General features: G+C 63.9%; 22 protein-coding genes. 12 read left to right on the forward strand and 10 right to left on the reverse strand.

The genetic code is table 11. The annotated features are described in order from the left end of the window. Window positions 1-7: 7 nt before the first annotated feature. The 6 genes from AC0L2H_RS11410 to AC0L2H_RS11435 all read right to left on the reverse strand — a co-directional run bounded on the left by AC0L2H_RS11410 (window position 8) and on the right by AC0L2H_RS11435 (window position 7,550). On the reverse strand, window positions 8-1,024 hold the full coding sequence (locus tag AC0L2H_RS11410) for an ABC transporter permease (RefSeq protein WP_473590289.1): 1,017 nt from the start codon (window positions 1,022-1,024) through the stop codon (window positions 8-10). After that, window positions 1,021-2,595, reverse strand: a complete 1,575-nt coding sequence (locus AC0L2H_RS11415) for a sugar ABC transporter ATP-binding protein (protein WP_473590290.1) — start codon at window positions 2,593-2,595, stop codon at window positions 1,021-1,023. The genes AC0L2H_RS11410 and AC0L2H_RS11415 overlap by 4 nt, the downstream gene beginning before the upstream one ends. 243 nt (window positions 2,596-2,838) lie before the next feature. Then, complete coding sequence (locus tag AC0L2H_RS11420) at window positions 2,839-3,786, reverse strand: substrate-binding domain-containing protein (protein WP_097577093.1); 948 nt, start codon at window positions 3,784-3,786, stop codon at window positions 2,839-2,841. Window positions 3,787-4,078: 292 nt separating this feature from the next. After that, a complete protein-coding gene (locus tag AC0L2H_RS11425; RefSeq protein WP_473590291.1) occupies window positions 4,079-5,086 on the reverse strand; it encodes an aldo/keto reductase in 1,008 nt (335 codons plus the stop codon). Between the two features lie 82 nt (window positions 5,087-5,168). Further along, window positions 5,169-6,107, reverse strand: a complete 939-nt coding sequence (locus AC0L2H_RS11430) for a 2-hydroxyacid dehydrogenase (RefSeq protein ID WP_473590292.1) — start codon at window positions 6,105-6,107, stop codon at window positions 5,169-5,171. Between the two features lie 345 nt (window positions 6,108-6,452). Beyond that, entirely contained in the window at window positions 6,453-7,550 is a 1,098-nt protein-coding gene (locus tag AC0L2H_RS11435) for an acyltransferase family protein (protein ID WP_473590293.1), read from the reverse strand. A gap of 269 nt (window positions 7,551-7,819) precedes the next feature. Between AC0L2H_RS11435 and AC0L2H_RS11440 the strand changes: the two genes are divergently transcribed. After that, the gene (locus AC0L2H_RS11440; RefSeq protein WP_473590294.1) at window positions 7,820-8,044 is read left to right on the forward strand and encodes a hypothetical protein; all 225 of its coding nucleotides are present in this window, start codon (window positions 7,820-7,822) and stop codon (window positions 8,042-8,044) included. A 273-nt stretch (window positions 8,045-8,317) separates the two neighbouring features. On the opposite strand, the gene AC0L2H_RS11445 is transcribed toward AC0L2H_RS11440, so the two are convergent. Next, window positions 8,318-8,464 carry a hypothetical protein gene (locus AC0L2H_RS11445; RefSeq protein ID WP_473590295.1) on the reverse strand — a complete coding sequence of 49 codons (147 nt, stop codon included), beginning with the start codon at window positions 8,462-8,464 and terminating at the stop codon, window positions 8,318-8,320. 356 nt (window positions 8,465-8,820) lie between these two features. On the opposite strand from AC0L2H_RS11445, the gene AC0L2H_RS11450 reads away from it, so the two are divergent. The 6 genes from AC0L2H_RS11450 (at window position 8,821) to AC0L2H_RS11475 (ending at window position 15,372) form a co-directional block, all read left to right on the forward strand. Beyond that, window positions 8,821-9,045, forward strand: coding sequence for a hypothetical protein (locus tag AC0L2H_RS11450; RefSeq protein WP_107652946.1), 225 nt, complete (start codon window positions 8,821-8,823; stop codon window positions 9,043-9,045). Window positions 9,046-9,147: 102 nt separating this feature from the next. Continuing rightward, entirely contained in the window at window positions 9,148-11,622 is a 2,475-nt protein-coding gene (ligD, locus tag AC0L2H_RS11455; protein WP_473590296.1) for a DNA ligase D, read from the forward strand. Window positions 11,623-11,715: 93 nt separating this feature from the next. Then, window positions 11,716-12,627: a non-homologous end joining protein Ku gene (ku, locus tag AC0L2H_RS11460; protein WP_263787520.1), complete on the forward strand. Its 912-nt coding sequence runs from the start codon at window positions 11,716-11,718 to the stop codon at window positions 12,625-12,627. Further along, window positions 12,624-13,727 carry a tetratricopeptide repeat protein gene (locus AC0L2H_RS11465; protein WP_473590297.1) on the forward strand — a complete coding sequence of 368 codons (1,104 nt, stop codon included), beginning with the start codon at window positions 12,624-12,626 and terminating at the stop codon, window positions 13,725-13,727. Before ku ends, AC0L2H_RS11465 begins: the two co-directional genes overlap by 4 nt. Before the next feature lie 218 nt (window positions 13,728-13,945). Further along, window positions 13,946-14,590 (forward strand): alpha/beta hydrolase family protein, encoded by a 645-nt coding sequence (locus tag AC0L2H_RS11470; RefSeq protein ID WP_473590298.1) that lies wholly within the window; start codon window positions 13,946-13,948, stop codon window positions 14,588-14,590. Between the two features lie 8 nt (window positions 14,591-14,598). Then, window positions 14,599-15,372, forward strand: a complete 774-nt coding sequence (locus tag AC0L2H_RS11475) for an exodeoxyribonuclease III (protein ID WP_473590299.1) — start codon at window positions 14,599-14,601, stop codon at window positions 15,370-15,372. 99 nt (window positions 15,373-15,471) lie between these two features. Here the strand turns inward: AC0L2H_RS11475 and AC0L2H_RS11480 are convergent, their stop codons facing one another. Together AC0L2H_RS11480 and AC0L2H_RS11485 are read right to left on the reverse strand one after the other, a co-directional pair. Next, window positions 15,472-16,170, reverse strand: a complete 699-nt coding sequence (locus AC0L2H_RS11480; RefSeq protein WP_473590300.1) for an RES family NAD+ phosphorylase — start codon at window positions 16,168-16,170, stop codon at window positions 15,472-15,474. Next, window positions 16,164-16,577 carry an antitoxin Xre-like helix-turn-helix domain-containing protein gene (locus AC0L2H_RS11485; RefSeq protein ID WP_473590301.1) on the reverse strand — a complete coding sequence of 138 codons (414 nt, stop codon included), beginning with the start codon at window positions 16,575-16,577 and terminating at the stop codon, window positions 16,164-16,166. Before AC0L2H_RS11485 ends, AC0L2H_RS11480 begins: the two co-directional genes overlap by 7 nt. 205 nt (window positions 16,578-16,782) lie before the next feature. On the opposite strand from AC0L2H_RS11485, the gene AC0L2H_RS11490 reads away from it, so the two are divergent. Both AC0L2H_RS11490 and AC0L2H_RS11495 read left to right on the forward strand, forming a co-directional pair. Next, a complete protein-coding gene (locus tag AC0L2H_RS11490) occupies window positions 16,783-18,798 on the forward strand; it encodes an amidase (RefSeq protein WP_473590302.1) in 2,016 nt (671 codons plus the stop codon). A gap of 435 nt (window positions 18,799-19,233) precedes the next feature. Then, window positions 19,234-19,479, forward strand: coding sequence for a hypothetical protein (locus AC0L2H_RS11495; RefSeq protein WP_473590303.1), 246 nt, complete (start codon window positions 19,234-19,236; stop codon window positions 19,477-19,479). 92 nt (window positions 19,480-19,571) lie between these two features. Here the strand turns inward: AC0L2H_RS11495 and AC0L2H_RS11500 are convergent, their stop codons facing one another. Continuing rightward, complete coding sequence (locus AC0L2H_RS11500) at window positions 19,572-19,982, reverse strand: hypothetical protein (protein ID WP_473590304.1); 411 nt, start codon at window positions 19,980-19,982, stop codon at window positions 19,572-19,574. A gap of 143 nt (window positions 19,983-20,125) precedes the next feature. Between AC0L2H_RS11500 and AC0L2H_RS11505 the strand changes: the two genes are divergently transcribed. The 3 genes from AC0L2H_RS11505 (at window position 20,126) to AC0L2H_RS11515 (ending at window position 22,918) form a co-directional block, all read left to right on the forward strand. Next, window positions 20,126-20,677 carry an isochorismatase family protein gene (locus AC0L2H_RS11505; RefSeq protein WP_473590305.1) on the forward strand — a complete coding sequence of 184 codons (552 nt, stop codon included), beginning with the start codon at window positions 20,126-20,128 and terminating at the stop codon, window positions 20,675-20,677. Window positions 20,678-20,708: 31 nt separating this feature from the next. After that, entirely contained in the window at window positions 20,709-21,185 is a 477-nt protein-coding gene (locus tag AC0L2H_RS11510) for a GFA family protein (RefSeq protein ID WP_473590306.1), read from the forward strand. Between the two features lie 110 nt (window positions 21,186-21,295). Beyond that, window positions 21,296-22,918: an ABC-F family ATP-binding cassette domain-containing protein gene (locus AC0L2H_RS11515; RefSeq protein WP_473590307.1), complete on the forward strand. Its 1,623-nt coding sequence runs from the start codon at window positions 21,296-21,298 to the stop codon at window positions 22,916-22,918. Window positions 22,919-22,999 lie beyond the last annotated feature (81 nt).

The raw sequence follows: 22,999 nt of genomic DNA on the forward strand, positions 1-22,999 counted from the left end.
TGCCAACTCACCGTCTTACCCGCGACTTCAGCCAGCGGTCGAAAGCCACGGCCAGAATAAGGATGAGGCCGATGACGATGCTCTGCGTATAGGACGAGACATTGTTGAACTGCAGGCCGTTCTGCAACACGCCGATCAATGCCGCTCCAACCACCGTACCACCGACGCTGCCGATGCCGCCGAACAGCGAGGTGCCGCCGATGACGACCGCCGAGATCACCGTCAGCTCGTAGCCGATGCCGGCGACGGCTTCCGAGGAATTGAGCCTCGCCGACAAGACGAAAGCGGCAAGGCCGGCGAAGAAGCCGACGATGACATAGACCGAGATCAGGATGCGGTCGACGCGCAGGCCTGACAGGCGCGCCGCCTCGGCATTGCCGCCGACGGCATAGACCGCCCGGCCGTAGCGCGTGTAGCGCAGCACGATGTGGCACAGGATCGCGGCAATCGCGAAGATGATCGCCGGCACCGGCACCGGGCCGATCAGCCCGGTGCCGAACCAGCGCATCGAGGCATCGAAGCCGGAGATCGGGCCGCCATTGGAGATGGTCAGCGTCAGGCCGCGAAACACGGTGAGGCCGCCGAGCGTAACGACGAAGGGCGGCACTTTCAGCCTGGTGATGGCAAAGCCCTGGACGCCGCCGGCCAAGGCGCCGACCACGACGGCGGCGAGCAGTGCGGCGAACCAGCCATAGCCCTGCGTTCCCGACGTCGACAGCGACAGCGTGTTGGCGGTGCCTCCCTTGGCCACTACCGCCGCGACCATGCCGCAGAACGCCAGGAGCGAACCGACCGACAGGTCGATGCCGGCGGTGAGGATGACGAAGGTCATGCCGAGCGCGATCAGCCCGGTGATCGATATCTGCCGCATGATGTTGAAGATGTTGATGGGGTCGATGAAGCTCGGCTTCAGCACGGTGAAGACGACGATCAGCACCGCCAGGAACATCAACGGGCCGAAGCTCATCAGCAGGCGCGCAACATTGATGCCGCCGCGCTGGCCCGGTTCGGTCGTGCTGGTCATTGCGTCGGCTCCTGCTTCCGGTCGAGCGCCATCAGTTCCATCAGTTTTTCCTCTGTCGCCTCGATGCCCGGCATCTCGCCGGTGATGCGGCCGCGCCGCATGGTGACGATCCTGTCCGACACCGCAAGAACCTCGGGCAATTCCGACGAGATCATCATGATGGCGATGCCGCGCGCGGCGAGCTGCACCAGGATCTGGTGCACCTCGGCCTTGGCGCCGACATCGACGCCGCGCGTCGGCTCATCGACGATCAGCACCTTGGGGTCGCGCGCCAGCCAGCGGGCAAGGATGACTTTCTGCTGGTTGCCGCCGGACAGGCCCTCAATCGCCTGCTCGGGCGAGGCCATGCGGATCGACAGCGTCTTCCTGTAGCCCGCCAGCGCCGCGCGCTCGCGCCGCTCGGCCATGAAGCCGGCGGCGTTGGAGTAGCGGCCAAGCGCGGCGATGGAGAAATTGTTGAGGATGCCGAGTGCTGCAAAGATCGCCTGATGCTTGCGGTCTTCCGGCACCAGTCCGATGCCGAGCGCGATGGCATCGGCCGGCGAGGCGGGCGCGATCGGCTTGCCATCGAGCGTGATGCTGCCGGCGGCGATGCGGTCGGCGCCGAAGATGGCGCGGGCGAGCTCGGTGCGGCCGGAGCCGACAAGACCGGCGACGCCGAGGATCTCGCCCGCCTTGAGGTCGAGGTCGACGCCTTCGAGCACGATGGCATGCGGCGCCTGCGGATCGCGCACCGTGCGCAGGCCGCGCACGGTGAGCCTGACGTGACCGGCGACATCGCGCTGCGTCGGTCTGGCATAGAGTTCGGAGGCGGCGCGGCCGACCATCTTCTCGATGATTTTCGGTAGCTTGATCGGTCCGCCCTCGCGGTCGAGATGGCCGGCCAGCCTGCCGTCGCGCAGCACCGTCATGCGGTCGCAGATGACGGAGGCCTCTTCCAGCCGATGGGTGACGAACATGATGGCGACGCCGTCCTTGCGCAGGCGGTCCATGATCGACATCAATTTCTGCACCTCGGTCTCGGTCAGCGCCGAGGTCGGCTCGTCCATGATGATGAGGCGGCTCTTAAGGGACAGCGCACGCGCGATCTCGACGAGCTGCTGCTCGGCGACCGAGAGCGCCGACACCGGCGTCGCGGGATCGAGGTCGAGGCCGACGCGGGCGATGATCGCGCGTGAAGCTTCCTCCATCCTGCGCCAACTGACCAGGCCGAGCGGCCCGAGCGGGGCGCGGCCGATGAAGATGTTTTCCGCTACCGTCAGCGTCGGGATCAGGCTCAGTTCCTGGTAGATGGTGACGATGCCGTGGCGCTTGGCATCCTGCGGATTGTGCGGATTGAATTCGGCGCCATCGAAGACGATGCGGCCGCTGGTGGGTGGCATGACGCCGGACAGGATTTTCAGCAGCGTCGACTTGCCGGCGCCATTCTCGCCGAGCAGGCCAAGGATCTCGCCGGGACGCACCTCAAGCGAGACGTCGCTAAGAGCCGTGACGCCGGCGAAATGCTTGGTGACGCCCTCGACGAGGAGGAGGGCGGGGCTCTGTGATGGCTCCAAGGCTTCGGCTGGCAAAGGATGCTCCTTGAATTCCAATCCACCCGAAAGGCTGGCGGGACAGCGCCCCCCTCTGTCCTGCCGGACATCTCCCCCTCAAGGGGGGAGATCGGATGTCACCCAGGCTTTCGCGAATCTTCGGCGTCGAAGAGAGGGCAATGCGTTGAAACTGCCAATCTCCCCCCTTGAGGGGGAGATGCCCGGCAGGGCAGAGGGGGGCGCGACAGAACGCTACTTTATCGTTGCGCGCCCTTCGTTGCCCTACTTCGTCTCGCCGAGCCTTTCAGCCTTGTCGAGATTGTCCTTGCCGATGACGATCGGCGTCAAAAGCACCAGCTTTTCCTTCGGCTCGGTCTTGTCCCTGGCATAGGCGACCGCGATCTGCACGGCGGTGCGAGACTGTTCGCCGGGGAACTGTTCGACCGTGCCGGCGAGCTTGCCGTCGCGCACGGCGACCAGTGCTTCGGGCAGCGCGTCGAAGCCGTAGATCTTGACGTCGGTAAAGTTGCGCGCCGCGCAGGCTTCGAGCGCGCCGAGCGCCATGTCGTCATTGGCGCAGATGATCGCGTCGGGCTTGCCGTTGGCGGCAAGGCCGGCCTCGGTCACCGAGAGCGCCTCAGCGCGGGCGAAGTTGGCGGTCTGCTCGAAAATGATCTGGTATTTGTCCTTCAGCGGATCGAGCACGTTGTGCACGCCCTTGTTGCGGTCGATCGCCGGACCGGCACCTGGCTGGCCTTGCAGATGGAACAGCTTGGCGCCGTTCGGGAACGCCGCCACCATGGCCTGCGCTTCGGCCTCGCCGCCCTTGGTGTTGTCGGCGCCGACATGGGCGAGGATACCCTCGACGCCGTCGACGCGGCGGTCGATGGTGACGACGGGAACGCCGGCCTTGACCGCTTCCTCGATGGCCGGGGCCAGCGCGTTGACGTCAAGCGGCGAAATGACGATGGCGTTGACCTTCTGCACGAGCGCGGCTTCGATATCGGCGGTCTGCTTGGGCGCCGAGTTCTGGCCGTCGCTCTCGATCAGGTTGACGCCTTGCGCCGCGGCCTCGGCCTTGATCTCGTTCAGCATGTGCACGAAGAACGGGAAGCCGAGATTGGGTATCGAGCCCAAAATGGTCAGCTTGTCCTGGGCGAAGGCCGAGGGTGCGGCCAATGCCAACGTGCCCACCGCTACGGAAGACAGCAGGAATTCGCGTCTGTTGATCAATGTCGTTTCCTCCACATGAGCGCATGACCCCGAAAACCGATTGCGGTTTTGGAAGATCATTGCGTCGATTCAAAAATGGAGTGTCCTGTGAGCGCCCAAGGGGACGCAATGGCGCTCCAGCCGGTCCACCGCGACGTTCTCCTCCGCTCGGCGCCGGCCGGCGGATGCTAGCCAAGGCCGGAGGTTTGCGCAAGAACGGGTGGGGTCAGCGCGCTGCTCGTTCCTGCAATGTTAGAGATTGGCGAAAGCCGGGGTAACGGGCGCCTCACCAGCCTCCCTTTGTGCCACCCTAGCGATCGATGATCGCCATGATGCGCTCGTTGTAGCGCTCACCCGAGACCTTGCCCGGCGCCAGTGCAGCGTCGAGCGCCTGCATCGCGGCGGCATCGAGCTTGATTGCCATGGCGGCGACGTTTTCCTCGAGATATTTTCGGCGCTTGGTGCCGGGGATCGGCACGATGTCGATGCCGAAATCAGAACCCTTGTGCGCCAGCCATGCCAGCGCGATCTGGCCCGGCTTGACACCCCTGGCCACAGCAATGTCGCGGACAACTCCGGCGGCCTGTACATTGGCGTCGTAGTTGGCGCCCTGGTAACGCGGGTCGCCGCGCCGGAAATCGCCTTCCGGATAATCCTCGGCGCGTTTGACGTCGCCGGTGAGGAAACCCCGGCCAAGCGGCGAGAACGGCACCAGGCCGATGCCGAGTTCGGCAAGCAGCGGGATGATCTCCGGCTCCAGATTGCGTTCCCACAGCGAATACTCGCTCTGCACCGCCGACAACGGATGTACGCCATGCGCCCGGCGGATGTTGGCAGCACCCGCCTCCGACAGGCCGAAGAAGCGCACCTTGCCCTCGGCTACCAGCTCGCCCACCGCCCCCGCGACATCCTCGATCGGCACCGCCGGATCGATGCGGTGCTGGTAGAGCAGGTCGATATGGTCGGTGGCGAGCCGGCTGAGCGATCCGTCCACCGCCTCGCGGATGTGTTCGGGCCGGCTGTCGCGATCGGTGCCGACCTGCTTGCCGTTTTCGATACGGAAGCCGAATTTGGTGGCGATGGTCACCTGGTCGCGCCGGCCTTTCAGCGCCCGGCCGAGCAGTTTCTCATTGGTGTAGGGGCCATAGACTTCCGCGGTGTCGAAAAAAGTGCAGCCGAGTTCGATGGCGCGGTGCAGCGTGGCGATCGATTCCGCTTCGTCGGCCGGGCCATAGGACTGGCTCATGCCCATGCAGCCGAGGCCGATCACCGATACCTGCAGCCCCTGGCTGCCGAGTTTGCGTGTGCTCAAGGTCATTTGCAGTGCTCCAACAAGGACGATGAAACTATATTGGCCGCGCACTCCGTTTGCACAGCCGTTCGGCGGTGTCGCCTTGGGATCAGGCTGCGGCCTTGACGGGGGTTAGCACGGGCTCTCCATCAAAGAAGGCGTCGAGGTTTGCACACACGAGCGCAGCCATGCGGCTCACGGCCACATCGGTAACGCCGGCAATGTGGGGCGATAGAAACAGGTTGGGAATGTCAGCCCAGTGCCCGGGTGAGGCCGGCTCATCCTGGTAGACGTCCAGCGCGGCAGCTCCGAGCGCACCGTGCGTGAGCGCATCGATCAGCGCACCCTCGTCGACCAGCGATCCCCGGGCGACATTGATGATGGCGCCTTGGGGGCCAAGCGCCTGCAGCACGCTTGCCGAAATCAGTCCGCGGTTGTCGTTCTTGGCGGGCGCGGCGACCACCAGCACATCACTTGCCTGTGCCAGCCCGAGAATGCTCGCTGCTTTCGGCCAAGGGGCGCCAGGCTTGTCATGTGGGCCCCACCACGAAGTCACCATGCGCAGCACATCCGCCCTATGAGCGATCGCACGTCCGATGCTGCCCAGTCCGACGATGCCGAGCCGGAGCCCCGCGACGGAACGCGTTATCATCTTCCGGCCTGATCGCCATGCGCCGCTGCGAACCCAGCGATCGCCGATGGAGATACTCCTGTAGATGTTCAGTATCTGCGCGATCGCAAAGTCGGCCACGTCCTCGTGGTTGACGTTCTGGGCATGCGTCACAATGATGCCGTGCTGTCGGGCCCAGTCTACATCTATTCCGTCATAGCCCGCGTTGAAGCAGGCTATCAGGTCAAGGTTCGGCAGGACATGCAGCACGTTCGTATCAAACGGACGGCTTCCATCGACGATGACGGCACGGGCGGAACACGAACCAGCCTCCGAAATCGGAGAGGCAAGCTCGACGATTTGATACCTGGCTCCGAGCGTGTCGCGCAGAAACGGCGCGAGATAGGGGTGCGCCAGAGCCACCAACTTCTTTTCCATCGCAGACTTGCCTCCGATTGGGGATTTCCAAGCGTCGGCAAGTCTGGCTGGCTTTGACCGATCTGCGAATAATCTTGGAGCGCTGGCCGAAGGATACATCCGATGGGTCAGGCCCATACACATGGATGAGGCGATGAGCGCCAAAAGGCAATGGTCGGGGCGACCTGGCGCCGCATCGGCGCACTCATCGCAACCATCGAACCCGCAGAGTGCGCCAACTGTCCCGCAAATGCTGGCTACGCTTTCGTCAAAACAGGAAACGCTCCAGGCGGTTCTTATCTCCAGGGCGGAGGAACTGTTGTGACTCGCTATCCACCATGCGGATGCGGCTCACTTGTGCCCGATCTATGCCGGCCGGTGGAGCCGAAGTTTGCTTGCCATCATGTTCAGCGCGGGCAGCAGCAGCGATATCAAAGGCTTGCGTATCGGCTTTTCGAAATAGAACGAGACCACGAAGGAGGCTGACAGGACCAGCGCGAGGACGATTGCGAGGGCCGGCCATCGGCCAACCGTTGGCGACAGCGCGTTGAGCCCGAGCATGCCGATATGCTGATGCAGAAGATAGAGCGGATAGGTCAGCCCGCCCAACACGAGCACCAGGGGTGACGGCGCGATGCGATGACGCCAGAGGAGAGCTCCGCCAAAAAGGGCATAAACGACGATATTTGCGAAAAGCAGCTGTGAGAACGGCAGCGAGGCCCCGTAATTTTCCTGCATCCAATCGGCCTCGATATGCAGGTACTTGCAGGACAGCACGAACGCTGCACCAAGCAGCACCAGCGCCTCTATTGACGCACCCTTCGCGACCATGTGCTGGGCAAGGATTCCGGCGGCAAAGAATGGCGCATATTGCGTGGCGAACACCATGTGCAGTGCCATGCTGTGGATGACCGTTTCGTTGATCACGGAAATCAGCAGCCATGTCGCCACGATTTGCAGCTTCCAGCGCGAGAAGACGCCGAAGAACAGGGTGATCGCAATCCAGCCATAGAAAATAATCTCGAAGACGATCGACCAGTAGACACCGTCCATGAAGGGTTTGTTGAGGGCGGGAGCGACGATAATGAGATTGGCGACCCACGTCATCGGGTCGTATGGAAGGTTCGGATCGCGGACCAGGAATTGGATGATGAAGGTGATGGTCATGCAGACAAGAAAGCCGGGGTAAAGCCGCGCGAACCTTGCCACGGCGAACTCCGTCCAGTTCCGGTCTTCGGCCGACCAGGCAATGACGAAACCGCTGATCAGAAAAAACAGACTGACGCCCATGTAGCCGTAGATCGCGAAGGGGTCGAGTTCGGGATAGCCGTTCACCAGCAGCGGCGGTGTGTGTGATGCCCTGAAAAAGTAGTGGAAGCAGACGACAGCCAAAGCCGCCACCAGACGCAATAAATCGAGCGAACCCATGCGCTCGGATTTGCCGCTTGTCGATCCAGATGCCATTTGAACCACCCCGCCCAATTGCTGTGAACGCTAGGCGAGGGCGAAGCTGCATTCTGTGAAAAACGACACTTTCCTATGAAAATTGGTCCCACAAATCCGATTTCGTGAAATATGAGAACAAATTGCATCGATCAGACCATGCCCGGCCGTCATTCTCAGTGGACCATCCGTGTGGCCATCCGACCATGCGCGAAAATTGACAGGCCTCCCGGTCTCGGCATCCTTGTTCCCAGCGCGCTCTGTTGTGGCGTCGAGCGTATGAGCGAGTCATGGCCAGTTTCGTCACTGCCCAAAGATCCAAGCGCGCTGCGGTGCGCCAGGCGCTCAACCGCCATAAGGTCTGCCTCACCACGCAGCGCTTTTCCGCCGGCGCCTACAGCGCGCGGGTTCTGGTCGACGGCGAGGCCTCCTGGGTCGACGAGTTTCGGTTGAGCCAGCTTCAGCCGGGACTTTCGCCCGCCGAGCTCGAATTGACACCGGCTACCGACCATTGAGCCGCGTGGGCGCGACACCTGTCTGCCGCACGCTGACAAAATGATTCAAGCGATGTGCGTCAAGTCCTTGTTTTTGCGCGGTCCACCGCGACGTTCTCCTCCGCTCGGCGCCGGCCGGCGGATGCTAGCCAAGGCCGGCGGTTTGCGCAAGAACGGACGGATGCGTGGACGAGCTATGCCGGCCTATGGAGCCGAAGCTTGCTTGCCATCACGTTCAGCGGGGGCAGCAGCAGCGATATCAAAGGCTTGCGTATCGGCTTTTCGAAATAGGAACTAGAACGAGACCACGAAGGAGGCCGACAGGACCAGCGCGAGGACGCGCGCGAAGCTTGAGGCAATTAAGCCGAATGGGCTACTGGCTGTCTGGCAATGGCTGCCCGATGTCGGCGACAGTCCCACTTCGCGTTTGATCTGGGTCAACACGCCGTTTTTCCAATGCGCTTATACAGCCTATTGTCTTGGGAAGGACGCAAGGCGGGCGGGTGGTCCGAGCCGAACTGAAACGGGCACAAGAGCGGCCCCGACGCGGACCACCCGCAACCTTGAGGAAAGCGATCGCCACCTGCCCAAACCGGCAGGGCGCGCCTTCGGACCAGTGGTTCGGTGAGGCGTCAAACGCGACCGATGGCGCAATGGTTTCCCACGGCCATTCACCAACCGACTGTTTCAACTGGCGCGTTAGAACCGTCTCAAAATTGACAGGACACTCGGTCTCGGCCATTTTGAAGAGGTTCTCGGGCTGCGATCAGGCCCCGACCCGGCGTATGAGCGAACCCATGGCCAGTTCCGTCACTGCCCAGAAATCCAAGCGCGCTGCGGTGCGCCAGGCGCTCGACCGCCACAAGGTCTACGTTACCGCGCAGCGCTTTTCGGCCGGCGCGTACAGCGCGCGGGTTCTGGTCGATGGCGAGGCCTACTGGGTCGACGAGTTCCGGTTGAGCCAGCTTCAGCAGGGACTTTCGCCCGCCGAGCTCGAATTGACTCCGGCCACCGACGATTGAGCCGCGTGGGCGCGACACCTGCCTGCCGCATGCTGACAAGATGATTCAAGCGATGTGCGTCAAGTCCTTGTTTTTGTGCAGCATCCTGACCGGCACGCAGACATGACCACCTCTCCAAAACTCAAGGCCTATCGCGCCAAGCGCGAATTCAGCCGCACGCCGGAACCGGCAGGCGGCCTGCTCGGCGACGATGGCAACCGCTTCGTCGTTCACAAGCATCACGCCACGGCCGACCATTACGATCTGCGCCTGCAGGTCGGCGATGTCCTGAAAAGCTGGGCGGTGCCGCGCGGTCCCTCGCTCAATCCGGCCGACAAAAGACTGGCGGTCGAGACCGAGGACCATCCGTTCGACTATATCGACTTCGAGGGTGTCATTCCCGAGGGCGAATACGGCGGCGGCCCGATGATCGTCTGGGACACCGGCACCTGGGCGCCGATGGACGATGTCGAAAAGAGCCTGCGCACCGGCGCCTTTAAGTTTCGCCTGGCCGGCGAGAAGCTGAATGGCGGCTGGATGCTGACGCGGCTGAAGCCCAAGCCAGGGGAGGATGAGGGCAAGAAAAACTGGCTGCTGTTCAAGGAGCGTGATCTCGCCGCCGATACCAAACTCGATATCCTCGGCGAGCGGCCAGAAAGCGTCAAATCCGGGCGTCGCATCGAGGAGCTGGTAGCGGCGCCAAAGCCTGCCGCCAAGCCTGCAAAGCCGGTCGCGCTGAAACCGGGCGCCTTGCCGGGCGCGGCCAAGGCGCCGGCGCCCGCCCGCGTCGAGCCGCAGCTGGCCACGCAGGCCCCGAGGCCGCCGAATGGTGTCGATACCGGCGAATCCTGGCTGCATGAAATCAAGTTCGACGGCTACCGCACCATAGCGCATCTGGCCGACAAGCAGGCGCGGCTGATCACCCGCGCCGGCCTCGACTGGACGAAGCGCTATGGCGACCTTCCGCACGCCTTCGCCAGGCTGCCGTGCCGCGAGGCAGTTATCGACGGCGAGGTCGTCGTGCTCGATGCCAAGGGCATCAGCCGCTTCGCGCTGCTGCAGGACGCGTTGGCGGAAGGCGCCGGCAACAAGCTGCACTTCTACGCTTTCGATCTGCTTTATCTCGACGGCTGGGATCTGAGGAAAGCGCCGCTCATCAGGCGCAAGGCGCTGCTGTCGCAATTGCTGTCCGGGCTTGGCGCCAATTCGGCCATCCAATTCTCCGACCATGTCGAGGGCGATGGGCAAGGGCTCTATGACCAGGCCAGTGACCTCGGACTGGAAGGCGTTGTGTCCAAGCGCGCCACCGCGACCTACCAGAGCGGCCGCACCAAGAGCTGGACCAAGACCAAGGCGCTGAAGAACGGCGACTTCGTCATCGCTGGCTACACCACATCGCACGCCGCCGAAGGGCTGGCGGCACTTGGCATGGCGGAATTCGACGGCGAAGAATTGCACTATCGCGGCAAGGTCGGCACCGGCTTCGATGCCGGGATGGCCAGCGAATTGCTGGCGCGGCTTGAACCGTTGCGCGAAGGCGCCACCCCGCCCGAAGGCGTGCCGCGCGAGATCATGCGCGAAATGAACTGGGTGCGGCCATTGTTGTCGGCGCGCATTCACTACGCCAACCGAACGTCGGACAATGCGCTGCGTCACGGCGTGTTCCGTGGCCTGAGGAATGTCGGCCTGTCGACGCCGGTCTCGGCGAAACGCAAGCGGCTGATCGCCGAGGCCGATCTGGCGACGATCTGGGTGACCAACCCGACGCGGCGGCTGTTCGGCAAGACCGGGCCGACCAAGCTCGACATCGCGGTCTATTACGCGCTGGTCGGCGACTTCATGCTGCCGCACATTCTCGGCCGTCCGGTGTCGCTGGTGCGCTGCCCGACCGGCAAGCCGCAAGACTGTTTCTTCCAGCGCCATGCCTTCACCGGCATGCCGCCTTCGGTCGTCACCTTCGAGGCGACCAACTCCGAGGGCGAGACCAAGTCCTATCTGTCGATCGAGGGCGCCAAGGGCTATCTGGCGCTGGCGCAGTTCGGCGTGGTCGAGTTCCACACCTGGGGCACCCATCGCACAAAACTGGACAAGCCCGACCTGATCGTCTTCGACCTCGACCCGGGCGAGGGGATTGCGTGGCGCGAGGTGGTGGAGGCCGCGGTGCACATCAGGGGTGAGCTGGAGGGTCTCGGGCTGATACCGTTCGCCAAGACCTCCGGCGGCAGCGGCATCCACATCACGGTGCCGGTGACGCAAAAGCAGAACTGGAAGAAGCTGCATCAGGCAAGCAGCGCCATCTCCACGCATCTGGCCGCCACCGCACCCGATACCTTCACCACCACCATGGGCAAGGACAACCGCAAGCGGCGCATCTTCATCGACTATCACCGCAATGCGCGGGGCCACACGTCCGCCGCACCCTATTCGCTGCGCGCCCGCACCAATCTGCCGGCGTCGACGCCGGTGAGCTGGTCCGATCTGGAATCCATCGACGCTCCGCAGGATTTGAATTATTCTTCGCTGCCGGGCCTTCTGGCTACCTCCGGCGACCCTTGGGCGGACATGGAAGATTTCGCTAGGGATTTGCCGGTATTGTGAGGGCTCGATGTAGGATTTCGGCGCTGTCATTCGTCCTTTGGACGAACAGCGCTGCAACAGTTCGACAGTGCACGGCCGCGTAGGAGAGAATTCATGGCGCCCAGGGCAAGTTGGAAAGGTTACCTCAAGCTCAGCCTCGTCAGCTGTCCGGTCCGGCTCTATCCGGCGACGAGCGCCAGCGAACGCATCAGCTTCAACCAGCTGCATAAGAAGACGCATAATCGCATCAACATGAAGCCGGTCGATCCCGAACTCGGGCTGGTCGAGCGCTCGGACCTGGTCAAGGGCTACGAATACGAGGACAAGCAGTACATCATCATCGATGACACCGACCTCGACGCGGTGCGCATCGAATCCAACCATACGATGAACATCGAGGCCTTTGTCGACGAGGGCGAGGTCGACGTCATCTATCAGGACGCGCCCTATTATCTGGCGCCCGATGGCGCGATGGCCGAGGAGACCTTCGCCGTGCTGCGCGAAGCCATGCGCAAATCCGGCAAGCTGGCGATCGCGAGGCTGGTGCTGTCCAGCCGCGAGCGCGTGGTGACGATCGGCGCGCGCGAGAACGGCATGTTCGTCTGTACCTTGAGGAATCCCAACGAAGTGCGCGGCACGGCTGAATATTTCGGCAACATCCCGGCCGGCAAGCCCGATCCGGAAATGCTGCAACTGGCCGAAGCGCTTATCAAGCAGAAGGAAACCACCTTCGATCCGAAGAATTACGAGGACCGCTACGAGATCGCGCTGATGGCGATGATCCGCGAGAAGCTGAAGGGCCACAAGCCGATCATCGCGGCGGCGCCCGAGCGCGGCAATGTCATCAACCTGATGGATGCGCTGAAGGCGAGCCTGTCGCAATCGGCCAAGCCGCCGGCCAAGTCGAAGAGCAAGGCCGATGAGGCTGCGAAGCCCGCAGCCAAGAAGGCGGCAGCAGGCGGCGCTGCCAAGGAAAACCCGTTGAAGGCCAATCTGCTGAAGGCCGTCGGCAAGAGCAAGGCGTGACGGTCCCCGCCGGCGGCATCCCCGGCGCCGTCTTCGGCGTCGTCGGCGCGCTGGCGGCGTTTCCGCTGCGGCTGGCCGCGCGCGAGGTCGCGCGCCAGCAGGGCCAGTTGCGGCGCGGCGTCACCAGGCGCACCAGCCATGTCGTGGTTGGTCGCGCGCTTCTGGCCAAGGCAGGCGATGCCGAGATCGAGCGCCGAGCCGCTGCCGAGCGCCGGGCAGGGCGCACGCTTCTCAGCGAAAACGGTTTTTTGCGCCTGCTCGGGCTTATGAAGGCGCCGGAGGCTTCGGCGCTGTCGCGGCAGTCGCTCATCGACCAGTCGCGGCTGTCAGGCGTCGATCTCGATCTTTTGTCGCTGTTCGATGCCTTTGAGCATGACCGCGAGCCTTATTCCTTCCGCGACCTCATTCTGGCCCGCAAATATGCCGGGCTGATATCAGGTGGTGCGAGTTGGGGCGCGATCGCACGCTCCGTCCACCGCTCCGGTCCAGTCGCCTCGCTCACCGCCAAGTCGCTCGCCGTCGGCTCCCAGCACGGCCGCCCCGACGTGATCTATCTCGAGGGCGGCCAGAGCGAACTCGACGGCCAGTTGCTGTTCGATTTGGGCGCGCCTGATGACGACACGCTGGAAGAATTGTTCGGCGAGGCGGAGGCGGCGGAAGAGCAAGGCGATCACGAGCAAGCTGCAGTACTCTACCAGCGCTGCCTTTCGATCGATCCCAGTGATGCCATCGCCGCCTTCAACCGAGCCAACTGCCTGCGCGGCGCCGGCCGAGTGGCGGAAGCCGCGCATGACTATGCCCGCGCGATAAAGCTCGATCCCGGATTCGTCGAAGCCTGGTTCAATTTGGCGGGACTTATGAGCGACGAGGGCCGCGTGGCCTCGGCGCGCCGGCATTTGCAAAGGGCGATCGCGCTTGACAAAACTTATGCCGATGCGGTGTTCAACCTCGCCCGGCTGGAGTTTGACGCCGGCAATCTGGCGGAGGCACGGCGGAACTGGGTGCGGTATCTCGAACTCGATGCGGATTCCGAATGGGCGCGGATGGCGGCGAAGGGGATACAGTTCGTGGATCTGCAGCTGGCGCGGACGGCGGGGTGAGGTCTTCATTTGGTCGCGCTTGAACACCCCCCTCTGGCCTGCCGGCCATCTCCCCCGCAAGGGGGGAGATCTGCAGCTTCGACTGCCGGCTCACTCCTGCAACGTTGGAGATTGGCGAAAGCAGCCGAGCGCTTAATCTCCCCCCTTGCGGGGGAGATGGCCGGCAGGCCAGAGGGGGGTGGGACGGAGTGCGGCCTCCCCAGAAAGGCCGCTGCCCCATGACCCACTTCCTCTTCGACGGCTCCGAAACCGCTGACATCACCATCCTGCTCGCCCATGGCGCCGGTGCGCCGATGGACTCGGCTTCGATGGCGGCCACGGCCAAGGCGCTCGCCGCCGCAGGCTTCCGCGTCGCCCGCTTCGAATTCCACTATATGGCGGCCCGCCGCTACGGCCATCGCAAGCCGCCGCCGCGCGCCGAGACGGTCAACCCGGAATATGTCAAGGCGCTCGCCGATCTCAGGGCGAAGGGCGTGACCGGTCCGCTCGTCATCGGCGGCAAGTCGATGGGTGGGCGTGTCGCCTCGATGATCGCCGACGAGATGTTTGCCAAGGGCGAAATCGCCGGGCTGATCTGCCTGGGCTATCCCTTCCATCCGCCTGGCAAACCGGAGCAGTTGCGGACGAAGCATCTCGCCGATCTCAAGACGCCGACGCTGATCTTCCAGGGCACGCGCGACGAGTTCGGCACCAGGGAAGAGGTCGCGACCTACGGCCTTTCCGATGCAATTGAGGTGATCTGGCTGGAGGACGGCGATCACGATCTGAAACCGCGCAAGAGCGTTTCGGGCTTCTCCGCCGCCGATCACCTGAAGTCGCTCGCCGAGGCAGTGAAGGCGTGGACGGGAAGGATCGTCGGCTGAGGCGCCCGATGAAACTCGCCACCTTCAATATCAACAACATCAACAGCCGGCTGCAAAACCTGCTGGCGTGGCTGACCGTGGCCAAACCTGATGTCGTCTGCCTGCAGGAGCTCAAGGCGAGGGACATGCAGTTTCCGCGCACGGCACTCGCGGATGCCGGCTATGGCGCGGTGTGGAAGGGCGAGCCGACCTGGAACGGCGTCGCCATTCTCGCGCGTGGCTCGGAGCCTGTGCTGACCCGCGAGGCGCTGCCCGGCGACGATGCCGACAAGCAAAGCCGCTACATCGAAGCTGCGGTCAACGGCATCGTCATTGCCTGCCTTTATGCGCCGAACGGCAATCCGCAGCCCGGCCCGAAATTCCAGTACAAGCTGGCCTGGCACGACAGGCTGGAAGCGCATGCCGCCGAATTGCTCGACACCGGCCTGCCGGTGGCGCTGATCGGCGACTACAACATCGTGCCCGAGCCGCGCGACATCTACCCGACCCGCTCCTATGACGACAATGCGCTGGTGCAGCCGGAAAGCCGGGCTTCGTTCCAGCGTCTGCTCGACCAGGGCTGGACCGATGCGCTGCGCAAGAAATACCCGAAGGAAACGCTCTACACATTCTGGGATTACCGCCGAAACCGCTGGCCACGCGACGCCGGCCTGCGGCTGGATCACATATTGCTGTCGAAGAAGCTGGTGCGCCGCCTCACTGCCGCCGGCATCGACCGCGAGGTGCGCGGAGAGGACGGCGCAAGCGATCATGTGCCGGTATGGGTGGAATTGAAGGGGTGAATAGTGAATAGTGAATAGTGAATAGTGAATAGTGAATAGTGAATAGTGATTGCCGCTGTCATATGGCCATTCACCATTCACCATTCACCATTCACCAGCTCAACTGACCGCCAGCACCCGTCCTGTATCAAGCTGGCGCACGAAGTCCACGCCGGCGCCGTTCCAGTGGTAGCTGTAGTGGCGGCCCTGGATGGGGATGGGGATAACGTCGGGCCAGAAGATGCCGATGCAGCGTCCGCCGGTCAGGCGCACGCTGGCCCAGCTGAGCCCGTCGCTTCCGGCTGCGCGCAGGCCGCGTCCTTCCGCCTGCGAGGCGCTGTAATCGTCCGGGTCCAGTACACCGGGCACCGCGTCGACATCGTCGAGGTCGCGGTCGACGCTGCCGACCAGCACGCGGAAGTCGGCCGTCCAGCCGGGCTCCTCCTTGGTGGCGCGCATGAATTTCTGGTGGTGATGGATGGTTTCGGCCAGCGCGACGTCTTCGCTGTCGCCGGCATAGTAGATCCCATAGCTGCCGTCCGAGAAGCGGCCGGGCCGCAGGGTCGAGCAATGCACGAAGGGCGCCATCACCAGGCTGGCGCCCGGGCCGGAAACCCGTCTGCCGGCCGGGACCTTGCCGAGGTCGCCGATCTCGAGCCGGATGCGCGGATTGGTCTTTTCCTCGACGGAGGCAAGCGCCTCCCAGTCGCGCGGATCGGCGATGTCCTCGAAGAGATCGATCGGCGGATAGATGGAACGGATGATGCGAAAGGTCTGCTGCCAGTGAACATGGCGGCGAACCGCAAGTCCACTCACCATGCACCGCGTTCCGCATCGATCCATTCGCGCATCGCGGCAAGATCGGACATTTCCCCGCGCAGCATGAGATCAAGCGCCGATTGGCCTGCGAAGGCCGTGTTGGGCTTGCGGATCCAGGCATAGCCGCGCGACGGCTCGCTGAACAGATAACGCAGGCCTTTGTGGATGCCCATCAGGTGCGCCATCCTCATCCTGAGATCGCGGTCGATCCTGCCGATGAGCCCTTCCTTCCAGCGCGCCCAGGTGCGGGGCGACATGCCGCCGAGAAGAATGCAGGCCTCGCCATCGGTGAGGGACCAGGCCTTGAACAAATTGACCGTGGTGCGCGCCAGGGCGCCCGCTTCCTCCTCGGTAATGGCGGCCGCTCCGGCCGCGGACGGCGTGGTGACAATAGGCTGAAGCTGCATCGAACCTCACTTTCTGGCAGATATATAGCACATGTTTGCCAATTGGCAAGGATTGTCCCTGGTCACTGAGGGAGAGAGCAGCGTCCGCGTCGCCGCAATTCTTGCAACGATGATGATCGGCAAAAATGAAGGCGACATTCGATCTCCCCCCTTGCGGGGGAGATGCCCGGCAGGGCAGAGGGGGTGTGACGGAGCGCAACCAATCATGCCCAATCTCCACATCGTCGAGGCGTCGATCGCAGAGCTGCGGCAAGCGCTGGAAGGCGGCACCGTCACCAGCGTCGAACTGGTCGGCGCCTATCTCAGGCGCATCGCGCACTACGACCGGCACGGCATCGCGCTGAACGCTGTTCCTGTGCTCAACCCTGGTCTGTTCGAAGAGGCTGTCGCGTCCGACCGGCGCCGCAGGGCAGGCGCCGTGCTCGGGCCGCTGGACGGCATCCCCTACACCGCCAAGGACAGCTACAAGGTGAAAGGCCTGACGGTGGCCGCAGGCTCGCCGGCGTTTGAGCATCTTATCGCCAATGAGGATGCCTTCACCGTCGCTCGACTCAGGGCTGGCGGCGCGGTGCTGATCGGGCTGACCAACATGCCGCCGATGGCCAATGGCGGCATGCAGCGCGGCGTCTACGGCCGGGCGGAAAGCCCCTACAATGCCAATTATCTGACTGCGGCCTTCGCTTCGGGATCATCCAACGGCTCAGGCACCGCCACCGCCGCCAGCTTCGCCGCCTTCGGGCTCGGCGAGGAGACATGGTCGTCCGGCCGGGCGCCGGCCTCGAACAATGCGCTGGTCGCCTACACGCCGTCCCGCGGCGTCATTTCGGTGCGTGGCAACTGGCCGCTGGTGCCGACCATGGATGTGGTGGTGCCGCATACGCGTAGCGTGGCCGACATGCTGGAGCTGCTCGACGTGATCGTGGCGGACGATGCTGAGGCCAGGGGTGATTTCTGGCGCACGCAGCCCTGGATCGAACTGCCGAAGAGTTCGGCGGTGCGGCCGCCACGCTATACCGGGCTAAAGCTCGAAGGCTCGCTCAAAGGCGTGCGGCTTGGCGTGCCCCGCATGTATATCGGCCGCGATACGGAAGCGACCGCACCGATCGAAACCCGCGCGTCGGTGCTGGCGCTGTGGGAGCGGGCGGCCAAGGATCTCAGGCGGCTTGGCGCTGATGTCGTCGAAGTCGATTTTCCCGTCGTCTCCAACTACGAGCGCGACCGGCCCGGCGCCCAAAATATGGTCGATCGCGGACTGGTGCCACCCGAATTCGCCAATAGCGAGATCTGGGATCTCTGCGTCTTTGCCTGGGATGACTTTCTGCGCGCCAATGCCGATCCCGCCATCCCCGATCTCGCCGCGGTCGACGGGCCAAAGATCTTTCCGCAGCCGCCGGGCGCGCTGCCGGACCGCTATGGCGACGATGGCTTCGATCTGGCGGACTATGTCGAGCGGGCGAAGCTGGGCGTGACGCCGCTCGCCGATATTCCTGCGCTGGAAGAGGGGCTGAAGGGCCTGGAGGCGACGCGGCGGATCGATTTCGAGGATTGGCTGGACGCGCAAGGACTTGGCGCGGTGGTGTTGCCCGCCGTCGCCGATGTCGGGCCGGCCGACGCGGATGTCAATGAGGCGTCGGCTGCACTTGCCTGGCGCAACGGCACCTGGGTCGCCAACGGCAATCTGGTGTGGCGGCACTTGGGCATCCCGACCGTCACCGTGCCGATGGGCACGATGGCCGATATCGGCATGCCGGTCGGGCTGACTTTTGCTGGCAAAGCCCACAGTGACACGAAACTGTTGTGTCTTGCCGGCGATTTCGAGCGGGCTGGCCAGCGCCGCACCCGGCCGCCGCGCACACTGGAACTTCCCGACGATCTCTTTGCCGCCCGGCCTGGCGTCACCAGGCCTGGCGAGGCGCTGCTAACCGTCACGCTTGCCGCCGAAACGCGCCGTGCGGGTGATCAGGACGAGATAACAATCACACTCGATGTGCATGGCGAGGTCGGAGCCGCGACGGCCGTGAAAGTCCACGTCAACGGCGAGCTTGTCGCCTTGTCGCGGACCGGCACGCGATTCACCGGGTGTGCGGTCGTACCGGCCCACGAGCATGAGAGGATCCACAGCGTCTGGCGCGGCTCATACGGCTCGATCGTCACCGCCGTCGTGCGCCTTGAGGACGGATGGGTCGCCGGCGGCTATGCGGTGACGGGCGGGATTGCGTAGCATCGCGCTTCGTCTTGTGCCGCGGCATACAGCGCTCCTGCGGCCCGCCCCTCAATCCGCGTCAATCCTGCTAACAGGCGTCTGCCTTGGCGGCTGCGGTCTTGTCGCTCTTTCTAAACTGCCGGCGGTGTCCGAGTTCCGCCAATTCAGTTCAAACCTCGAAACTGAAGGCTCAGCGGATCCTTGCGGACCGCTGGTCTATGTGGCGTCTTTTGGCGGTTCAACATCGCCAGCCCACCGGGGGCCTCTGGTTGGCGGCGTCGAGACAGCCGCGCCACGTGGTTTAAATCAAAAGTTGTATGGCGCAGCCGTTACTCGACGGGTACTTGCGCTATTTCTAAAATAATGGGATGCTTATTCGGGGTTGGGTATCCAGTTTTGGGGTAGGGGGAGAAGGCGTCTCGGCTGTTGTGCGTTCCGGGACGGCTTGAAATCATGAATGTCCTGCAATTCCTGGTGGGCACGCTCACCGTCTCATCCATCGTCGCGACCTCGACTTATTGGGCAACGGGTTCGATCTGGAAGGCGCTCGGCTGGACGATCATCAGCTTGATCGTTTTGCAGGTTGCGTCTTTTGTGTACATCCTCTGGGCGGTCTACGGGCCCAGTGCGGAAGCCGCAGAACCTGATCCCCCCGAAAGCATTGCCTGGCTCGACCATGGAGCTGGCATCTGGCTTTAAAAGCGCGTCGCGTTTGACCGGCGATGCGGCCAAGACCGCAGCGATGAGGATTTGAAGGAAGGCCAGGGTTGCGCAGGACAGGTCGCTTTCGATTATGACGGCAGCGAGGCCAACCACGCATCCCAAAATTGCTGTTGCATGTGCACGAACACAGGCACCACGTCGTAGCCCTCGTCGAATATGTTGACCAGATCAGTTCTCTGAGGCGGCTGCCCCATTTTCACCTTGCAGACTGTCAGTCCGCGGCTCATCTGCGTCACCGCGCCTTCGGGATAGATATTTGCGCTGGCGCCGTAACAGAAGGGCAGCAGCCCATCGACTTCGAGTTGCTGACGAATCTGGAACAGGGCCTCGAAATAGTCGTCCTCCTCGGCCTCGATCACCTTGTTTCGATAGCTGCAGGTGAGCCGGCACTTTGTTCCCACATCTTGCAGCGCAAACGTCGCCTGTTCGTCGCCGCCCGCGCCGCCGCCGATCAGGAACACGGTATGTTCTTCGTTCATGCACTCGCCCCTGTGCCAATAGCAGGCCAAGCTAGCGCTGCTGCAGGCGGATTTCTACACACCCCGAACGCCAACCTCTTGCGATCGCCGTGCCCACGCTGCCTGATCCTTGATCGGCCTGCCTGCCGTGCTATGTAAAAACCATGTCAGAACCCAGCCCATCCGTCACCGCGCCGCTCATCGTCATCGACCTGCAGACCGGCATGTTCGATGGCGTCGCCGAGCCGCCTATCCACGATGCCGAGGGCATTGTCGTCCGCGCCCGCGCGCTGATCGATTGGGCGCGGCGCGGCGGGCGGAAAATAGCCTTTGTCAGGCATGACGGGCCGGCGGGCGATCCGCTGGCGCCGGGCGAGCCGGGCTGGCCGGTGTGGCCGGCGCTTGGCCAGGCCGGCGACGAGCCGACCTTTGCCAAGGGTGTGGGCGACGCCTTCAGCAATGCAGCGCTTGGCGAATGGGTGGCCGGGCAGGGCGCGAGCGAGGTCGTGCTCATCGGCGCACAGAGCGATTTTTGCGTGGCCGCGACGGTCAAGGGCGCCTTTGCGGCGGGCCTGGGCGTCACCGTGGTTTCCGACGCCCACAGCACGCTCGATACCGCCAGCGAGACCGCGCCGCAGATCATCGCCCGGCACAATGCCGCCTTCGCCGATGCCGGCGTCAATCTGGTGACGACGAAGGCGCTGACCGGCGGCTGAGTTTCAAAAGCAAGACCTGGAGGAGCCCCGCGTGAAAAACCTGACCTTGCCTGCCGAAGGCGGGTGCCGCTGCGGACGGGTGCGCCTGAGGATTTCCGCGCCGCCGCTGCTGACCATGGCCTGCCATTGCACGGGCTGCCAGCGTATGTCGGCCAGCGCCTATTCGCTGAGTGCCGCCATCCCATCCGAGGCGTTCGCCGTCACGCAGGGCGAGCCGGTGATCGGCGGGCTGCACGGCGCCTCGCATCACTTCTTCTGCGCCTACTGCAAGAGCTGGATGTTCACGCGGTCGGAAGGGCTGGACTGGTTCGTCAATCTGCGCCCGACCATGCTCGATGACCCCGGCTGGTTCACCCCGTTCATCGAGACGTGGACAAGCGAGAAACTGCCCTGGGCCAGCACGCCGGCGGTGCACAGCTACGAGGCGTTGCCGGCGATGGAAGAGTACGAGAAGCTGATTGCCGAATTTGCCGGCAGCTTCGGCGGTGCAGGCAACGCTGGCGGCTGACCTGTCCGGCTTCGGGCGATTTGGCGCAGGCATTGATGATTTGCGGGCTTCCTCTGGCGCGGCCGATCGCGTAAGGCGCGGGGAATTCCCCTGAAGCCTCGCGTGGAAGCATGATACGTCTCGAAAATATCAGCAAGCAGAACGGCCGCCAGATCGTCTTCATCGAGGCGTCCGCCGCCTTGCAGAAGGGCGAGAAGGTCGGCCTCGTCGGCCCCAACGGCGCCGGCAAGACGACGCTGTTTCGCATGATCAATGGGCAGGAGCAGCCCGACGAAGGCCAGGTGTCGGTCGATCGCGGCGTCACCATCGGCTATTTCAGCCAGGATGTCGGCGACATGGCGGGGCTGAGCGCGGTGGCCGAAGTGATGAACGGCGCCGGGCCGGTGAGCGCGGTGGCGGCCGAGATGCGCGAGCTCGAACACGCCATGGGCGACCCTGACCAGGCCGACCAGATGGACGACATCATCGCCCGCTACGGCGAGGCGCAGCATCGCTTCGAGGAACTCGACGGCTATGCGCTCGACGGCCGCGCCCGCGAAGTGCTCGACGGCCTCGGCTTCTCCCAGGAGATGATGGACGGCGATGTCGGCAAGCTCTCCGGCGGCTGGAAGATGCGCGTCGCACTTGCCCGCATCCTGCTGATGCGGCCCGACGTCATGCTGCTCGACGAGCCGAGCAACCATCTCGACCTCGAAAGCCTGATCTGGCTGGAGCAGTTCCTGAAGGGATATGAGGGCGCATTGCTGATGACCTCGCATGATCGCGAGTTCATGAACCGCATCGTCAACAAGGTGGTGGAGATCGACGCCGGTTCGCTCACCGCCTATTCCGGCAACTACGAATTCTACCAGCAGCAGCGGGCGATCGCCGACAAGCAGCTGCAGGCGCAGTTCGAGCGCCAGCAGGCGATGCTGGCCAAGGAGATCGCCTTCATCGAGCGTTTCAAGGCGCGGGCCTCACACGCCGCCCAGGTGCAGAGCCGGGTGAAGAAGCTGGACAAGATCGACCGTGTCGAGCCGCCCAAGCGCCGCCAGATCGTGAATTTCGAGTTCCAGCCGGCGCCGCGTTGCGGCGAGGACGTGGTGACGCTGAAGAACGTGCACAAAGGATATGGCAGCCGCACCATCTATGCCGGGCTGGACTTCCAGGTGCGCCGGCGCGAGCGCTGGTGCATCATGGGCGTCAACGGCGCCGGTAAATCGACGCTCCTGAAGCTGGTGGCCGGCGCTGCCGCACCCGACAATGGCACGGTGGCGCGGGGTCCCAGCGTCAAGATGGGCTATTTCGCCCAGCACGCCATGGAGGTTCTGGAGGGCGAGCGCACCGTGTTCCAGACGCTGGAGGATGCGTTTCCGCAGGCAGGCCAGGCGCCGCTGCGGGCGCTGGCCGGCTGCTTCGGCTTTTCCGGCGACGAGATCGAGAAGAAGTGCCGGGTGCTGTCGGGCGGCGAGAAGGCCCGGCTGGTGATGGCGCTGATGCTGTTCGACCCGCCCAATCTCCTGGTGCTGGACGAGCCGACCAACCACCTGGACATCGCCACCAAGGAGATGCTGATCAACGCACTCTCGCAGTACGAGGGCACGATGCTGTTCGTCTCGCATGACCGGCATTTTCTCGCAGCACTCTCCAACCGCGTGCTGGAACTGACGCCGGAGGGCATCCACACCTATGGCGGCGGTTATACGGAGTATGTCGAGCGTACCGGGCAGGAAGCGCCGGGGTTGCGGGGTTAAGCGGCCCTTCCGCCTGAGCACGGGCTGAGGCCACCGCGCCGCCGGCCGGCGCTCCAGCCGATCGATGGATCACTAACGGAC

The sequence above is a fragment of the Mesorhizobium sp. WSM4871 genome, from assembly GCF_055811295.1.

Excerpts from the sequence above, each read along its gene's own strand:
- AC0L2H_RS11425 (WP_473590291.1), bottom strand. The coding sequence starts at position 5,086 with ATGACCTTGAGCACACGCAAACTCGGCAGCCAGGGGCTGCAGGTATCG.
- AC0L2H_RS11440 (WP_473590294.1), top strand. The coding sequence starts at position 7,820 with ATGGCCAGTTTCGTCACTGCCCAAAGATCCAAGCGCGCTGCGGTGCGC.
- AC0L2H_RS11475 (WP_473590299.1), top strand. The coding sequence starts at position 14,599 with ATGAAACTCGCCACCTTCAATATCAACAACATCAACAGCCGGCTGCAA.
- AC0L2H_RS11490 (WP_473590302.1), top strand. The coding sequence starts at position 16,783 with ATGCCCAATCTCCACATCGTCGAGGCGTCGATCGCAGAGCTGCGGCAA.
- ligD (WP_473590296.1), top strand. The coding sequence starts at position 9,148 with ATGACCACCTCTCCAAAACTCAAGGCCTATCGCGCCAAGCGCGAATTC.
- AC0L2H_RS11485 (WP_473590301.1), bottom strand. The coding sequence starts at position 16,577 with ATGCAGCTTCAGCCTATTGTCACCACGCCGTCCGCGGCCGGAGCGGCC.
- AC0L2H_RS11480 (WP_473590300.1), bottom strand. The coding sequence starts at position 16,170 with ATGGTGAGTGGACTTGCGGTTCGCCGCCATGTTCACTGGCAGCAGACC.
- AC0L2H_RS11450 (WP_107652946.1), top strand. The coding sequence starts at position 8,821 with ATGGCCAGTTCCGTCACTGCCCAGAAATCCAAGCGCGCTGCGGTGCGC.
- AC0L2H_RS11505 (WP_473590305.1), top strand. The coding sequence starts at position 20,126 with ATGTCAGAACCCAGCCCATCCGTCACCGCGCCGCTCATCGTCATCGAC.
- AC0L2H_RS11470 (WP_473590298.1), top strand. The coding sequence starts at position 13,946 with ATGACCCACTTCCTCTTCGACGGCTCCGAAACCGCTGACATCACCATC.
- AC0L2H_RS11435 (WP_473590293.1), bottom strand. The coding sequence starts at position 7,550 with ATGGCATCTGGATCGACAAGCGGCAAATCCGAGCGCATGGGTTCGCTC.
- AC0L2H_RS11430 (WP_473590292.1), bottom strand. The coding sequence starts at position 6,107 with ATGGAAAAGAAGTTGGTGGCTCTGGCGCACCCCTATCTCGCGCCGTTT.
- AC0L2H_RS11515 (WP_473590307.1), top strand. The coding sequence starts at position 21,296 with ATGATACGTCTCGAAAATATCAGCAAGCAGAACGGCCGCCAGATCGTC.
- ku (WP_263787520.1), top strand. The coding sequence starts at position 11,716 with ATGGCGCCCAGGGCAAGTTGGAAAGGTTACCTCAAGCTCAGCCTCGTC.
- AC0L2H_RS11500 (WP_473590304.1), bottom strand. The coding sequence starts at position 19,982 with ATGAACGAAGAACATACCGTGTTCCTGATCGGCGGCGGCGCGGGCGGC.
- AC0L2H_RS11495 (WP_473590303.1), top strand. The coding sequence starts at position 19,234 with ATGAATGTCCTGCAATTCCTGGTGGGCACGCTCACCGTCTCATCCATC.
- AC0L2H_RS11410 (WP_473590289.1), bottom strand. The coding sequence starts at position 1,024 with ATGACCAGCACGACCGAACCGGGCCAGCGCGGCGGCATCAATGTTGCG.